The following is a 15,235-nucleotide window of genomic DNA, read 5'->3' as shown; positions in this document are numbered from 1 at the left end:
CAGGCAAGCCAGCTCCCACATTGACCGCGGCTGACTTGGACTCAAATCGCGGACACAAAAAACCCCGGTCTCTCGACCAGGGTATTTGCTATCGGATCAAATTAGCCAATGGCTTTCTTTGTGCTTCAAGGCGTTCAGCGGGCCTTGAGGCAGATATGGCGCAGCGGACGGGACTCGAACCCGCGACCCCCGGCGTGACAGGCCGGTATTCTAACCGACTGAACTACCGCTGCGTATCGCTTGACCGGCTGAGCCTAAACTCTCAACCGTCTTGAACATCTGATCAATCAGCCATGGCTGTTCAATCTCAAGCCCGACAAATCGAACCTGGAAATATGGCGCAGCGGACGGGACTCGAACCCGCGACCCCCGGCGTGACAGGCCGGTATTCTAACCGACTGAACTACCGCTGCGCGTCGGTGTAACCTATAACGTTGCGTCTTGCCCTGAAGCAAAACTCTCAAGAAGTGGTGGGTGATGACGGGATCGAACCGCCGACCCTCTGCTTGTAAGGCAGATGCTCTCCCAGCTGAGCTAATCACCCTTTGCTTCGTTGAGGCCGCGAAATTTACGCAGGTAGCAGACCTAAGTCAATAGCCCGCTTGAAGTTTTTCTGAAAAAGACAAAATTGCTTCAACATCGCTCCCTGCCCTACTCACTGTAAATCATCTTCTTGCTCATGCCGCCGTCCACGACAAACTCCTGCCCGGTGACAAAACCCGCCTGGCGCGACAGCAGCCACGCTACCATCGCCGCCACGTCCTCCACGGTACCTACCCTGCCTGCCGGATGCTGGGCATGATCGGTGTCGCTCAACGGCTCGGCGCGACGGGCTGCAGGATCACGTGCGTCGATCCAGCCGGGGCTGACGGCATTGACCCGCACTTCGGGCCCAAGGCTCATCGCCAAGGCATGCGTGAGGGCCAGCAAGCCACCTTTGCTCGCCGCATAGGCTTCGGTGTCCGGCTCCGACTGGCGCGCCCGGGTCGACGCCAGGTTAACGATGGCGCCACCATGGGCGCGCAGGTACGGCGCGCAGTGCTTGGCCAATAACATCGGCCCGCTGAGATTTACCGCCATCACCCGGTTCCAGTAGGCCAGGTCCAGGCTTTCCAGGGTGATGTTGTGCGGGTCGGCCACCGCCGCATTGCACACCAATGCATCGAGGCGGCCAAACTGCCCCAATACCTCGGCGACACCTTGAGCCACTTGTTTCTCGTCGGCCACATCCATGGTAATAAACCAGGCGTTTTCGCCCAGCACCTTGGACACCTTGGCGCCGCGCTCGCGGTCCAGGTCGGTCAACACCACCTGCCAGCCTTCGCTGATCAGCCACGCGGCGATCCCGAGGCCAATGCCCCGCGCCGCGCCGGTCACCAGCGCAACACGCCCGTTACTGGCTGCCACCGCTTCCATGGACCACTCGATCACAAGGCGGCCAGCCCGCGAGCCAGGTCAGCCTGCAAGTCAGCCACGTCTTCAAGGCCCACTGCAACGCGGATCAGGCTGTCACGGATACCCGCCGCCTCACGCTCCTGAGGCGCCAGGCGCCCGTGGGAAGTGGTGCTCGGGTGGGTGATGGTGGTCTTGCTGTCACCAAGGTTCGCCGTGATCGAAATCAGGCGCGTCGCATCGATAAAGCGCCAGGCGCCCTCTTTGCCACCCTTCACTTCGAAGCTCACCACGGCACCAAAACCACGCTGCTGGCGCTGGGCAAGTGCGTGTTGCGGGTGGCTCTTGAGGCCAGCGTAGTGCACCTTTTCGATACCGTCCTGCTGCTCCAGCCACTCGGCCAGGGCCTGGGCATTGGCGCAATGAGCCTTCATGCGCAGGCTGAGGGTTTCCAGGCCCTTGAGGAAGATCCAGGCATTGAACGGGCTCAAGGTCGGGCCAGCCGTGCGCAGGAAGCCAACGACTTCTTTCATCTGCTCGCTGCGACCCGCGACCACACCGCCCATACAGCGACCCTGGCCGTCGATGAACTTGGTGGCCGAGTGCACGACAATGTCCGCACCGAGCTTCAACGGCTGTTGCAGCGCCGGGGTGCAGAAGCAGTTGTCGACCACCAGCATAGTGCCCTTGGCGTGGGCAACTTCGGCCAACGCGGCGATGTCCACCAGCTCGGCCAATGGGTTGGACGGCGACTCGACGAACAGCAAGCGGGTGTTGGCCTTGATTGCCGCATCCCAACCGGACAGGTCCGCCAGCGGCACGTAGTCCACTTCAATGCCAAAGCGCTTGAAGTACTTCTCGAACAGGCTGATGGTCGAACCGAACACGCTGCGCGACACCAGTACATGGTCGCCGGCGCTGCACAGGCTCATCACCACCGCCAGGATGGCCGCCATGCCGGTCGCCGTAGCGACCGCCTGCTCGGCGCCTTCCAGCGCCGCGATACGCTCTTCGAACGCGCGCACGGTCGGGTTGGTGTAGCGCGAATAGACGTTGCCCGGCACTTCGCCCGCAAAGCGCGCAGCCGCATCGGCGGCCGTGCGGAACACATAGCTGGAGGTGAAGAACATCGGGTCACCGTGCTCACCTTCCGGGGTGCGGTGCTGGCCGGCGCGCACAGCCAGGGTATCGAAAGCTACGCCATCGAGGTCGCTGTCCAACCGACCGGCATCCCATTCCTGACTCATGCTGCCCCTCCTTACTCAATTCTTTATTTAAGATACAAAACCGGCCCCTCAGGGCCGGTTGTCACTCAGTTGTTGTACAGATCGATGATCGCACTGACCGCCTGGGTCTTGATCTTGGACGAGTCATTGCGCGCCTGCTCGATCTTGTTCAGGTAGGCCTCGTCGACATCACCGGTCACGTACTTGCCGTCGAACACGGCGCAGTCGAACTGGTCGATCTTGATCTTGCCACCGCCGACGGCTTCGATCAGGTCCGGCAGGTCCTGATAGATCAGCCAATCAGCGCCGATCAGGTCGGCAACGTCCTGGGTCGAGCGATTATGCGCGATCAGTTCGTGGGCGCTCGGCATGTCAATACCGTACACGTTCGGGTAACGCACCGCTGGCGCCGCTGAACAGAAGTACACGTTCTTCGCACCGGCTTCGCGGGCCATCTGGATGATCTGCTTGCAAGTGGTGCCGCGTACGATGGAGTCGTCCACCAGCATCACGTTCTTGCCGCGAAATTCCAGTTCGATGGCGTTGAGCTTCTGGCGCACCGATTTCTTGCGTGCAGCCTGGCCCGGCATGATGAAGGTACGCCCGATGTAGCGGTTCTTCACGAAGCCTTCGCGAAACTTTACGCCCAAATGGTTCGCCAGCTCCAGCGCAGCGGTACGGCTGGTGTCCGGAATCGGGATCACGACGTCGATATCGTGCTCGGGACGCTCGCGCAGGATCTTATCGGCCAGTTTTTCACCCATGCGCAGGCGCGCCTTGTATACCGAAACACCGTCGATGATCGAATCCGGACGCGCCAGGTAGACGTGTTCGAAGATGCACGGGGTGAGTTTCGGTGCCACGGCGCACTGGCGCGTGTGCAGCTTGCCGTCTTCGGTGATGTACACCGCTTCGCCCGGCGCGAGGTCGCGGATCAGGGTAAAGCCCAGCACGTCCAGGGATACGCTTTCGGAAGCGATCATGTACTCGACGCCTTCGTCGGTGTGACGCTGGCCGAACACGATCGGGCGAATGCCGTGCGGGTCACGGAAGCCGACGATGCCATAACCGGTGATCATGGCCACCACGGCGTAACCACCCACGCAACGGTTGTGCACGTCGGTGACGGCGGCGAACACATCTTCTTCGGTCGGCTGCAGCTTACCGCGCTGGGCCAGCTCGTGAGCAAACACGTTGAGCAGCACTTCCGAGTCGGAGTTGGTGTTGACGTGGCGCAGGTCGGACTCGTAAATCTCCTTGGCCAGCTGTTCAACGTTGGTCAGGTTGCCGTTGTGCGCCAGGGTAATGCCATAAGGCGAGTTGACGTAAAACGGTTGAGCTTCGGCCGACGTAGAGCTACCGGCAGTCGGGTAACGCACATGGCCAATGCCCATGTGCCCGACCAGGCGCTGCATGTGACGTTGATGGAACACGTCACGTACCAGCCCGTTGTCCTTGCGCAGGAATAACCGGCCGTCGTGGCTGGTCACAATACCGGCAGCGTCCTGGCCGCGGTGCTGGAGGACGGTTAGCGCGTCATACAGCGCCTGATTGACGTTCGACTTACCGACGATACCGACGATGCCACACATGCGACGCAACCCCTACTTAATGAATCTTGACTGAACACAGCTTACTGAGGCGTTTTGGCCGGTAAGAGGTGCTCCTTGAACGGAAGATCGGCGGGTACGCTGATTCCGCTGGCCAGCCACTGACTGCTCCACCCCAAAATGAGGTTCTTGGACCAATCTGCAACCAATAGAAATTTTGGCACGAGTACCGACTCTTGCCACCATGCATCCTGCTGTACCGGCCCGAGGCTCAACAGACCGACCGCCACGACGACCAGCAAGGCGCCACGCGCGGCACCGAAGACCATACCGAGGAATCGATCGGTCCCGGAAAGGCCGGTGACACGTATCAACTCGCCAATAAGATAATTGACCATTGCCCCCACCAGCAGCGTGGCGATGAACATAATGGCGCAGCCCGCGATGACGCGGGCCGAGGGTGTCTCAATGTATCCGGCCAGGTAGACCGACAATGAACCGCCAAACATCCAGGCTACGACTCCTGCGATGATCCAGGTCAGCAACGACAATGCTTCTTTTACGAAGCCGCGGCTTAGACTGATCAAAGCGGAGATGGCGACGATTGCAACAATCGCCCAATCAACCCAGGTAAATGGCACGTTTGAGCCTACGGACGGATGAGGCGGCGCATTTTAGCAGAGCGTCGGGCTATCGGTAAGCGGTGATTGCGGCTGCTTTGCAAATCAATAGTTTGTGGCAAGCACGGAGCATTTCAAGCCCACCCCAAGACGAATGTGGGAGCGCGCTTGCTCGCGGCGGTGTGTCAGTCACTAAGTATATTGACTGATAGACCGTATTCGCGAGCAAGCCCGCTCCCACATTTAGATCGCATTGCCAACCGGAGTTGGCAACTGTTCAACCGCGCTCAGGCTGGAAACGCGTCACGAAACCCTTGAGGTTCTGCTGGCGATCGAGCAAGTCGCGCAGGCGATCTGCTTCGGCACGCTCGATCAGCGGCCCGATAAACACCCGATTCTTGCCGTCGGCGCTGCGAATATAGGCGTTATAACCCTGGCTACGCAGCTTTTTCTGCAAAGCGTCGGCGCCTTCGCGATTACCCAGGCTGGCCACTTGAATCGACCAACTGATCGGCAAGCCATTCGGGTCGATACGGCTCTGCCCCACGTCCGGCTTGCCCGGCGCGGCAGGCTGCGGCGCTACCGGTTTGGGTGCAGGCGCCGGCGCGGCGGGCTTGGCCGCCACGGTCGGTGCCGGCGTCGGCTTGACCACCGGCACGCTTGGCTGCACCGGCATCGACGGCGCTTGCTGAGCGGCCACCTCGTCATCGGCCGGCACAGGTTCTTCTTCGGGCAACGCCTGAGGCTCAGGCACCACCACCGGCTCAACCTGTACCTGGGGCACCGCGGGCGCCTGCGGAGCGGCCGGGGCCTCGACCACGACCTGGCGTTCTTCATCCTGGCGAGAGAACAGCATCGGCAGGAAAATCACCGCCAACGCCACCAGGACCAGGGCTCCGACCATTCGCTGCTTGTATGCGCTATCGAGTAATGCCATGTGCAGCTTCCTCCGTGGAGCGCCGGGCCAACCACTCGAGCGCCTCGGCAACACAATAAAATGACCCGAACAACAGAATCTCATCGTCGGGCGTGGCAACGGCGCACTGCGCTTGAAGGGCATCGATCACGCTTGCATACGACGTCACGGGCGCGCCAAGGTTCTGCAAGGCCATCGCCAGTTCCGCGACAGGACGGCTGCGCGGTGTATCCAGCGGTGCCACGGCCCACGCCTGGACATTGTCCAGCAATGGTGCGATCACACCTTCCAGGTCCTTGTCGGCCAGCAGACCAAACACCGCAAGACGACGACCGACCGGCGGCGTGCGCGACAAGCGTTGTGCCAGGTACTCGGCCGCATGGGGGTTATGCCCCACATCCAGCAACAGATTCAAGCGTTTACCCTGCCATTCGACCTCGCGACGGTCCAGGCGCCCCGCCACGCGCGTTGCCACCAGGGCGGCAGCAAGCTGCGCGGCGTTCCACGGCAGATCCAGCAGCAGATACGCCTGCAGCGCGAGCGCGGCGTTTTCCATCGGCAGGTTCAGCAGCGGCAGGCCGCGAAGCTCCACGACCTGGCCGCGGGCATCGCGCCCACGCCAGTGCCAGTGCTGCCCGGCGATCTCGAGATCGAATTCACGCCCGCGCAGGAAAAACGGGCAATTCAGCTCGCGCACCTTGTCCAGCAAGGTCTGCGGCGGATCCAGGTCCCCACAGAGCGCAGGTCGGCCCTGGCGGAAGATACCGGCTTTTTCATAGGCCACGGACTCGCGGGTATCACCCAGGTAATCGGCGTGATCCACACCAATGCTGGTGACCAGCGCCAGGTCGGGATCCACCACGTTGACCGTGTCGAGGCGCCCGCCCAGGCCGACTTCCAGCACAACCACATCCAGTTGCGCACGCTCGAACAGCCAGAACGCTGCCAGGGTGCCCATCTCGAAGTAGGTCAGGGATATCTCGCCTCGGCCCGCATCCAGCGCGGCGAACGCTTCGCAGAGCTGCTCATCGGTGGCTTCGCTGCCATTGAGTTGCACCCGCTCGTTATAACGCAGCAGGTGCGGGGAATTGTAGACGCCGACTTTCAGGCCCTGGGCCTGCAGCAGCGCCGCGACAAAGGCACAGGTGGAGCCTTTGCCGTTGGTGCCGGTCACCGTGATCACGCGCGGCGCCGGCCGGCCCAACCCGAGGCGGGCCGCTACCTGTTGCGAGCGCTCCAGGCCCATGTCAATGGCGGACGGATGCAACTGCTCAAGGTAGGCGAGCCATTCGCCCAGGGTCCGTTGGGTCATAGGTTTGCAGGCACCGGCGGCACGACAATCGGCTCGACTTTAGGCGCGACGTACACAGGGGTCGGCAGGCCCATCATCTGGGCCAGCAGGTTACCCAGGCGCGGACGCAGCTCACCGCGCGGGATGATCAGGTCAATCGCGCCGTGCTCCAGCAGGAACTCGCTGCGCTGGAAGCCTTCCGGCAGTTTTTCGCGCACGGTCTGCTCGATCACGCGCGGGCCGGCGAAGCCGATAAGGGCTTTGGGTTCGCCCACGATCACGTCACCCAGCATCGCCAGGCTGGCGGAGACGCCGCCGTAGACCGGGTCGGTCAGCACGGAAATGAACGGGATGCCTTCTTCGCGCAGACGCGCCAGCACCGCAGAGGTCTTGGCCATTTGCATCAGCGAAATCAGGGCTTCCTGCATGCGCGCGCCACCGGAGGCCGCGAAGCAGATCATGGGGCAACGGTTTTCCAGGGCGTAGTTGGCGGCGCGAACGAAGCGCTCGCCGACGATGGCGCCCATGGAACCGCCCATGAAGGAGAACTCGAACGCCGACACCACAACCGGCATGCCCAGCAGCTTGCCGCTGACGGAAATCAGCGCGTCTTTCTCGCCGGTCTGCTTTTGTGCCGCGGTCAGGCGGTCCTTGTACTTTTTGCCGTCGCGGAACTTGAGACGGTCTACCGGCTCCAGGTCGGCGCCCAGTTCGTTACGGCCTTCAGCGTCAAGGAAGATGTCGATGCGGGCGCGGGCGCCGATACGCATGTGATGGTTGCACTTGGGGCAAACGTCCAGGGTCTTTTCCAGCTCCGGGCGGTACAGCACCGCGTCGCAGGATGGGCACTTGTGCCACAGACCTTCAGGAACCGAGCTTTTCTTCACCTCGGAACGCATGATCGAAGGGATCAGTTTGTCTACTAACCAGTTGCTCATGCTTTCTTTCTCCAGTACCGGTGGCTTGAACACAGCCCCGCGTATGCCCTTGAGCTAAATTCATATGTGGCGATGACACATGCTGGACGGGGTCAGACGTTCGACCGGCCTTTTCCCGCACGTATCCTCAGCCTTCCAGACAACCTGCCAGCGCAGGGTTGCCACTTCGTTTCCGGGCCACCCGCAGGCGGCGCCGGGTTGTTTTACACAGTGGTAGTTATGGACGGCGGCAGACTGCCAGCCGTCACATCCCACCACTGCTGTTGCGCACGGCCTGCACGAACGCGCGAATCTTGCCGTGGTCCTTGATGCCCTTGCCCTGCTCTACCCCACCGCTCACATCCACGGCATACGGCCGCACCTGCTTGATCGCCGCTTCGACATTGGCCGGGGCGAGCCCGCCGGCCAGGATGATCGGCTTGGTCAAGCCTGCGGGAATCAGCGACCAATCGAACGCTTCGCCCGTACCGCCGGGCACGCCTTCTACATAGGTGTCCAGCAGAATCCCGCGAGCACCCGCATAGGCGGCGCAGGCAGCGGCGATGTCATCGCCGGCCTTGACGCGCAACGCCTTGATATAGGGACGCTGGTAGCTTTCACATTCGTCCGGCGTTTCGTCGCCGTGGAACTGCAACATGTCCAGCGGTACGGCATCCAGGGTTTCGTTGAGTTCGCAGCGGCTGGCGTTGACGAACAAGCCCACGGTGGTGACGAACGGCGGCAGTGCGGCGATGATCGCCCGCGCCTGCAGCACATTTACCGCTCGCGGGCTCTTGGCATAAAACACCAGGCCGATGGCATCTGCACCGGCCTCGACTGCCGCCAGCGCGTCTTCTATGCGGGTAATCCCGCAAATCTTGCTGCGAACGGCTGACATGTCGTGGGAACCTCAGGTGTTGGGCCGAGAAAGTCCCGGATGGTAACAAAAGCTTTTCCAGGCGTCAGCCGCCAAGTTCGCTGAAACCTGTGAGGAAATGTGGCCCGATGAAACGCTCCGGCAGCTCGAACTCGTCGCGGTACTCCACATCCACCAGATACAGACCGAACGGATGCGCCGTGACCCCGCCGGTGCGACGCACGCGACTTTCCAGCACTTCCTTGGCCCACTCCACCGGGCGCTCGCCGGTGCCGATGGTCATCAGCACCCCGGCGATGTTACGCACCATGTGATGCAGGAAGGCGCCGGCACGGATATCCAGCACGATCATCTTGCCGTGGCGGGTCACCCGCAGGTGGTGGACTTCCTTGATCGGCGACTTGGCCTGGCACTGGCCGGCACGAAAGGCGCTGAAATCGTGCACGCCCACCAGATGCTGGGCAGCTTGAGCCATGCGTTCGGCGTCGAGCGGGCGGTGGTTCCAGGTGATTTCCTGGTTGAGGTGCGCCGGGCGGATCTGGTCGTTGTAGATCACATAGCGGTAACGCCGAGCGATGGCCTTGAAGCGCGCATGAAAGTGGCCCGGCATGACTTTGGCCCAGGTGACGCTGACGTCATGGGGCAAATTGATATTAGCGCCCATCACCCAAGCCTTCATCGACCGTTCAGCCTGGGTGTCGAAGTGCACCACCTGGCCGCAGGCATGCACACCGGCATCGGTACGCCCGGCGCACATCAGCGATACCGGAGAGTCGGCGACTTTCGACAGCGCATTTTCAAGGGTTTCCTGCACCGTCAGCACACCGGAGGCCTGACGCTGCCAGCCGCGATAGCGCGAGCCTTTGTATTCCACGCCCAGGGCGATGCGGTTAAAACCTGCGGCCGCCATTTCGGCGGCCGCGTTATCTATATTTGCCAAGAACTGAGAGCCTGATGGGTTGCGCAAAGGCGGGCATTATGCCGGATTGTGTGGGAGCTGGCTTGCCTGCGATGCGCATAGGTATCTACACAATTTCCGGTGAACACAAAATTTGTAGGAGCTTGTTGTGGCGAGCGGGCTTGCCCCGCGTTGGGCTGCGAAGCAGTCCCAGTGAACGCACCGTGATGCTCCTGGAGAACCTCAGCGTCTGGTTTTGGGGCCGCTTCGCGACCCAACGCGGCGCAAGCCGCTCGCCACAAGGAGATTTTTGATTGTTCCCACCCTCCGCGTGTGGATACCTATGCCGATCGCAGGCAAGCCAGCTCCCACACAAAGCAAAACGGCGACCCAGAGGTCGCCGCTACGCTAACGGTTGACGGTTACACCAGCCGGCCGAGCATCTCCTTAGCCTCGCCACGCTGGGTCTCGTCCCCTTCGGTCAGCACTTCGGAAAGGATGTCCCGTGCGCCGTCCGCATCACCCATATCGATATAGGCCTGGGCCAGGTCCAGTTTAGTGGCCACTTCGTCGGTGCCGGACAGGAAATCGAACTCCGGCTCATCATCCCCCAGTGCCGCGTCTTCTGCGGTAAAGGATGGCTCGATGGGCGGATGCTCCAGGCTCTGGGACAGGCGATCCAGCTCGGCGTTGACATCATCCAGCTCCGAGGCGAACGCATCGGGCTTGGCGGCCTCTTGCGGCTCATCGGCCAGGGACAGGTCGAAATCCTCGGGCAGGTCGAAGTCATCCGCTGCAGCCGGGGTCAGGGTCGGCGGTTCGACGGCAGGCACGTCCTTCATCTGCTCTTCCAGGCCGGAAAGGAAGTCGTCATCGGATTGCGCCGACGCCGGGGCATCCAGTTGCAGGTCCAGGTCGAAGTCCGACAGGTCATCCGCTTTGGCATTGGCTTCGGTCTGCTGCTGCAGCAACGATTCGAATGTCTGCTGATCGTCCTCGATTTTGGCCGGGGAAGCTTCTTCCAGCTCGTCCAGGCTCAAATCGAAATCGGTGTCAAAGGCTTCTGGCGTCACGGCAGCCGGTTTGTCTTCGAGCAATTCCTTGACGTATTGAGCGTCCAGGGCAGCGGCTGCAACCGCAGCACTGACGCCCGCCGCCAACACGGCCATCGCCGGGAAGCGGCTCTTGAGCTGCTCGACCTGGGCGTGGTTTTCACCATTGGCCACCAGTTGACGCTCCTGGGTGACAAAGCCGTCCTTGTCGTTCTGCAGGCCATAGACTTCCATCAGCTTCAAACGCAGGTCGCTGCGCTTGGGCTCATATTTGATCGCCTGCTCCAGCACATCGGCGGCCTGGTTCAGGTGGCCCCGGTCGATATGGGACTGGGCCTGGGCCAGCGCATCGCTGGAGTTCACCGGAGCGACGGCAACCGCCAATGGCGCAAGCACGGAGGCAACGGTGGGCACGACAACGGCCGGCTCTACCGCGGGAGCCAGTGCGGGCGCGGCGGCCAGCTTGACGTTGGGCGGCGGCACTTCCAGGCCTTCGAAGCTGTTCGGTGGCAGGTCGTGGTCAATGTTGGAGGTAAACACTGGCTCTTCAGCCAGGGCCCGCGCCATGCGCAGGTGCTTTTCCTCTTCGCGGCGGGCATTGCGATGGCGCGCCCACAACAGCAGCAGCAGCAGCACCAACAAGAGAGCGGCACCACCAAGCACGCCAAGCACGACCGGGTTGGTCAGCAGCTCGTTGAACTTGCCCTCGGTGCTCGCCGGTGCAGGCTCCTGCGCCTTGACTGGCTCAGGGGCGGGCGCAACGGGTGCGGGAGCAACTGTCGCGGCATCCGGCGTTGCAGCGGCGGCGGCCGGCTCGCCTGCCAATTGAGCAGGCATGGCCGCTGTGGCCTGCGCGGCCGGGAGGCCTTTTTCCGCCTGCAAACGCGCGAGTTGATCGTTTTTCAGTTGAATCAGTTTCTGCAGTTTGTCCAGCTGGCTTTGCAGGTCCGCCGCGCGGCTTTTCAGCTCTTCGTTGTCGCGACGGGTGGTGTCCAGTTGCTCCTGGGTCATCGCCAGTTTGTCGCTCAGCGCCGCGCTGTCGCCCGCATTGCCTTTGGCGCCCTGCTTGGCCGCTTCGGCCGACACCAGGCTCAGGTTGTCGTTGGCATTGGTGCTGGCTGGCGCGTTGCCAGCCTGGCCGCGCTTGGTAGCGTCCAACTGCTGCTTGCCCGCCGCCGGATTGGTGGCGGCACGGCGGCCCTGGCGCCAGGCGGCATTCTGCGCGCGAACCTCCGCAATCGCCTGGGGTTGCGGCAGCGCGGTACTTTGTACAATATCCGGCAGGCGCAGGACCTGGCCGGTTTTGAGGCGATTGATGTTGCCGTCGATAAAGGCGTCGGGGTTCAGCGCCTGGATCGCCAGCATGGTCTGCTGGACCGAGCCGCCATTGCGGTTCTTCGCAGCGATTTCCCATAGGGTATCGCGGGAGGTGGTGGTGTGCTGCGCGGCCTTGCTCGCAGTCGGCGCAGTACTGGCCGGCGCGGCCAGGCGTGGTGCGGGCGCGGCGCTGGTGGGTGCAGGCTGGTCGAATTTGGCCGGGTCGAGCAATACGCTGTAGTCGCGCATCAGGCGGCCGTTGGGCCATTGCACCTGCAGCAGGAAGCGTACGTAGGAATCCGGCAGCGGCTTGCTGGAGGTGACACGCACCACGCTGCGGCCGTTGGGGTTAACCACCGGGGTGAACGTCAGGTCGTCGAGAAACGCCTGGCGATCAACGCCCGCATCCACGAACGCCTGGGACGAGGCCAGGCTCGGGGTGATCTCGGAAGCGGTGAGGCCGCCGACATCGAGCAATTCGATTTCCACCGCCAACGGCTGGTTCAACTTCGACTTGAGGGTCATCTCCCCCAGTTGCAGCGCCTGCGCCATACCGGAGGACAGCGCCGAGGCGGCCGCTATTGCTAACACCAGTTTGCGAACTTGAACCATAGCCTCATCCTTTGTTTGAACACTCCCCGGCCTGCGAGAAGGTTGGTAACCGCTGCCATAAGGCATGGCGAGCCGATAGGTTACCGACGCGCTTCTGTTCTGCTTAGGGCCAAGCATAGCGCCTGGTTAGAATCAATCTACAAATTGCCGCCAAGTATCTTTTACGCAAGGCCTTTTATCAACAACTGCGCCAGCTGTACGGCATTCAGCGCCGCGCCTTTGCGTACGTTATCTGACGTCAGCCACAAATTTAGTTCCGCCGGGTCATCCACGCCTGCGCGAACCCGTCCTACATAGACCACGTCCTGGCCTACCGCGTCGCCTACGGCGGTGGGGTAGTCGCCCTCATCCACACGCTCTATGCCCGGGGCTGCGTCGAGGGCGCGGTTCACGGCGGCGAGGTCGACCGGTGCACCCAGCTGCAGCGACACAGTCAGGCTATCGCCAAAAAACACCGGGGCTTGAACACAGGTTGCGGAAATCTTTAGCAACGGAGTTTCCAGCACTGCACGCACTTCGTGTATCAGCCTTTTCTCCAAGTCGGTATGCCCGTGAGTGTCCGGCTTGCCGACTTGCGCCAGGAGATTGAAGGCCACTTGCCGATCAAAGAATTGCGGCTCCAGCGGGCGTACGTTCAGCAGCTCGGCGGTCTGCCGCGCCAGTTCGCTCACGGCCTCGCGGCCCAGGGCAGACACGGCCAGATTGGCCGTGACGCTGACCCGCTGGATATCCAGCAAACCGCGCAAGGGCGCGAGCACCACTGCAAGGTTGGTCGCCGATGGGCTCGGGCTGGCAAGCTGGAACGGCTTTTCCAGGCCATCAAGCACATGGGCGTTGGCTTCTGGCACCACGGGCGGCGCCTGCTCGGCCGGCAATGCGCCGGACAAGTCGATCACCGAGCAGCCCACCGCCGTCGCACGCGCGGCGAAACTCAAGGTTACCGCAGGCCCCGCCGCGAAAAACGCGAGTTGCGCCTTGCTGAAGTCGAATTCATCGACTTCCTTGACCCGCACGTTCTTGCCGCGAAACGGCACCGATGCGCCAGCCGAGTTATTGCCCGCCAGCAGATACAGGGTGCCCACCGGGAAAGCCAGCTCTTCGAGGATCTGCACCAGGGTTTCGCCAACGGTACCGGTGGCGCCGATCACGGCGATATCAAAGGTCTGGGTCATGGGGCTGCCTCGGGCATTGCGGGGGGAGCGGCACTTTACCGGGTGGCTGGGAGTGAGGCAATTGGCCTGGATCTTGTGGTGTAGCTGATGACCCTATCGCAGGCAAGCCAGCTCCCACATTTGAAGGTATTCACAAATCCAGATGTGGGAGCTGGCTTGCCTGCGATGAGGCCCGAAAGACCAATAAAAAACCCGCGCCTGTCACCAGAGCGCGGGTTTCTCCCATTGCCTCAAGCGATCAACGCTCCAGCAGGATCCGCAGCATGCGACGCAGCGGTTCAGCCGCGCCCCACAGCAGCTGGTCGCCAACCGTGAACGCACCAAGGAACTGGCTGCCCATGTTCAGCTTGCGCAGACGGCCCACCGGTACATTCAGGGTGCCGGTGACCCTGGTCGGGCTCAGCTCCTGCATGCTGATATCGCGGTTGTTAGGCACCAGCTTCACCCATGGGTTGTGCTGGCTGATCAGACCTTCGATATCGGCGATCGGCACGTCTTTGTTGAGCTTGATGGTCAGCGCCTGGCTGTGGCAGCGCATCGCGCCGATACGTACGCAAATGCCGTCCACCGGAATAGGGTTCTTGAAACGGCCGAGGATCTTGTTGGTCTCGGCCTGGGCCTTCCATTCTTCGCGGCTCTGGCCGTTGGGCAGCTCTTTGTCGATCCACGGGATCAGGCTGCCGGCCAGTGGCACACCGAAGTTTTCGGTCGGGTAGGCATCGCTGCGCATGGCTTCGGCCACGCGGCGGTCGATGTCGAGGATCGCGCTGGCCGGGTCGGCCAGTTGATCGGCAACGGCCGCGTGAGTCGCGCCCATCTGCTTGATCAACTCGCGCATGTTCTGCGCGCCGGCACCGGAGGCCGCCTGATAGGTCATGGCGCTCATCCACTCGACCAGGCCGGCTTCGAACAAGCCGCCCAGTCCCATCAGCATCAGGCTGACGGTGCAGTTGCCGCCGACGTAGTTCTTGGTACCGGCGTCCAGTTGCTGGTCGATGACCTTGCGGTTCACCGGGTCGAGGATGATCACCGCATCGTCCTGCATGCGCAGGCTCGATGCGGCGTCGATCCAGTAACCCTGCCAGCCGGCTTCGCGCAGCTTGGGGAAGACTTCGCTGGTGTAGTCGCCACCCTGACAGGTCAGAATCACGTCGAGGGTTTTGAGCTCATCGATGCTGTAGGCGTCCTTGAGCGGGGCAATGTCCTTGCCCACGGACGGGCCTTGGCCACCCACGTTCGAGGTGGTGAAAAACACCGGCTCAATAAGATCGAAATCCTGCTCTTCCAGCATCCGCTGCATGAGCACGGAACCGACCATACCGCGCCAACCGATCAGACCTACACGTTTCATCGCAACTACACCTTGTTAAAAAGTGGGCCGCCTTGCAGCAACAA

12 protein-coding genes and 3 tRNA genes are annotated in these 15,235 nt (G+C 62.1%); all 15 read right to left on the bottom strand.

All coding sequences use genetic code 11. The features are described 5' to 3' along the window. Nucleotides 1–156: 156 nt before the first annotated feature. The 15 genes from ACLH0H_RS18745 to asd all read right to left on the bottom strand — a co-directional run bounded on the left by ACLH0H_RS18745 (nucleotide 157) and on the right by asd (nucleotide 15,191). Nucleotides 157–233 (bottom strand) — tRNA-Asp (locus ACLH0H_RS18745). A gap of 103 nt (nucleotides 234–336) precedes the next feature. Further along, nucleotides 337–413 (bottom strand) — tRNA-Asp (locus ACLH0H_RS18740). Between the two features lie 55 nt (nucleotides 414–468). Continuing rightward, a tRNA-Val gene (locus ACLH0H_RS18735) sits at nucleotides 469–544 on the bottom strand. Nucleotides 545–651: 107 nt separating this feature from the next. Beyond that, the gene (locus ACLH0H_RS18730; protein WP_411379142.1) at nucleotides 652–1,416 is read right to left on the bottom strand and encodes an SDR family oxidoreductase; all 765 of its coding nucleotides are present in this window, start codon (nucleotides 1,414–1,416) and stop codon (nucleotides 652–654) included. Between the two features lie 11 nt (nucleotides 1,417–1,427). Further along, entirely contained in the window at nucleotides 1,428–2,639 is a 1,212-nt protein-coding gene (locus ACLH0H_RS18725; protein WP_169376861.1) for an O-succinylhomoserine sulfhydrylase, read from the bottom strand. A gap of 65 nt (nucleotides 2,640–2,704) precedes the next feature. Then, nucleotides 2,705–4,210 (bottom strand): amidophosphoribosyltransferase, encoded by a 1,506-nt coding sequence (gene purF, locus ACLH0H_RS18720; RefSeq protein WP_076953551.1) that lies wholly within the window; start codon nucleotides 4,208–4,210, stop codon nucleotides 2,705–2,707. A 41-nt stretch (nucleotides 4,211–4,251) separates the two neighbouring features. Then, nucleotides 4,252–4,809 carry a CvpA family protein gene (locus ACLH0H_RS18715; protein WP_169376860.1) on the bottom strand — a complete coding sequence of 186 codons (558 nt, stop codon included), beginning with the start codon at nucleotides 4,807–4,809 and terminating at the stop codon, nucleotides 4,252–4,254. A 256-nt stretch (nucleotides 4,810–5,065) separates the two neighbouring features. Next, nucleotides 5,066–5,725 (bottom strand): SPOR domain-containing protein, encoded by a 660-nt coding sequence (locus tag ACLH0H_RS18710; RefSeq protein ID WP_411379141.1) that lies wholly within the window; start codon nucleotides 5,723–5,725, stop codon nucleotides 5,066–5,068. Next, nucleotides 5,709–7,016, bottom strand: a complete 1,308-nt coding sequence (folC, locus tag ACLH0H_RS18705; protein ID WP_411379140.1) for a bifunctional tetrahydrofolate synthase/dihydrofolate synthase — start codon at nucleotides 7,014–7,016, stop codon at nucleotides 5,709–5,711. Before folC ends, ACLH0H_RS18710 begins: the two co-directional genes overlap by 17 nt. Next, nucleotides 7,013–7,933, bottom strand: coding sequence for an acetyl-CoA carboxylase, carboxyltransferase subunit beta (gene accD, locus ACLH0H_RS18700; RefSeq protein WP_025856447.1), 921 nt, complete (start codon nucleotides 7,931–7,933; stop codon nucleotides 7,013–7,015). The genes folC and accD overlap by 4 nt, the downstream gene beginning before the upstream one ends. Before the next feature lie 244 nt (nucleotides 7,934–8,177). Continuing rightward, nucleotides 8,178–8,810 (bottom strand): phosphoribosylanthranilate isomerase, encoded by a 633-nt coding sequence (locus ACLH0H_RS18695; protein ID WP_411379139.1) that lies wholly within the window; start codon nucleotides 8,808–8,810, stop codon nucleotides 8,178–8,180. A gap of 64 nt (nucleotides 8,811–8,874) precedes the next feature. Further along, nucleotides 8,875–9,699, bottom strand: a complete 825-nt coding sequence (gene truA / locus ACLH0H_RS18690; RefSeq protein ID WP_411382436.1) for a tRNA pseudouridine(38-40) synthase TruA — start codon at nucleotides 9,697–9,699, stop codon at nucleotides 8,875–8,877. Between the two features lie 410 nt (nucleotides 9,700–10,109). Then, nucleotides 10,110–12,668, bottom strand: coding sequence for a FimV/HubP family polar landmark protein (locus ACLH0H_RS18685; protein WP_411379138.1), 2,559 nt, complete (start codon nucleotides 12,666–12,668; stop codon nucleotides 10,110–10,112). 161 nt (nucleotides 12,669–12,829) lie between these two features. Continuing rightward, on the bottom strand, nucleotides 12,830–13,840 hold the full coding sequence (locus ACLH0H_RS18680) for an aspartate-semialdehyde dehydrogenase (protein ID WP_411379137.1): 1,011 nt from the start codon (nucleotides 13,838–13,840) through the stop codon (nucleotides 12,830–12,832). Between the two features lie 238 nt (nucleotides 13,841–14,078). Beyond that, nucleotides 14,079–15,191, bottom strand: a complete 1,113-nt coding sequence (gene asd / locus ACLH0H_RS18675) for an aspartate-semialdehyde dehydrogenase (RefSeq protein WP_411379136.1) — start codon at nucleotides 15,189–15,191, stop codon at nucleotides 14,079–14,081. Nucleotides 15,192–15,235: the final 44 nt, after the last annotated feature.

The sequence above is a fragment of the Pseudomonas sp. MPB26 genome, assembly GCF_046605355.1.
Taxonomy (GTDB): Bacteria; Pseudomonadota; Gammaproteobacteria; order Pseudomonadales; family Pseudomonadaceae; genus Aquipseudomonas; species Aquipseudomonas cedrina.
This window is presented reverse-complemented; position numbering and strand designations above follow the sequence as displayed.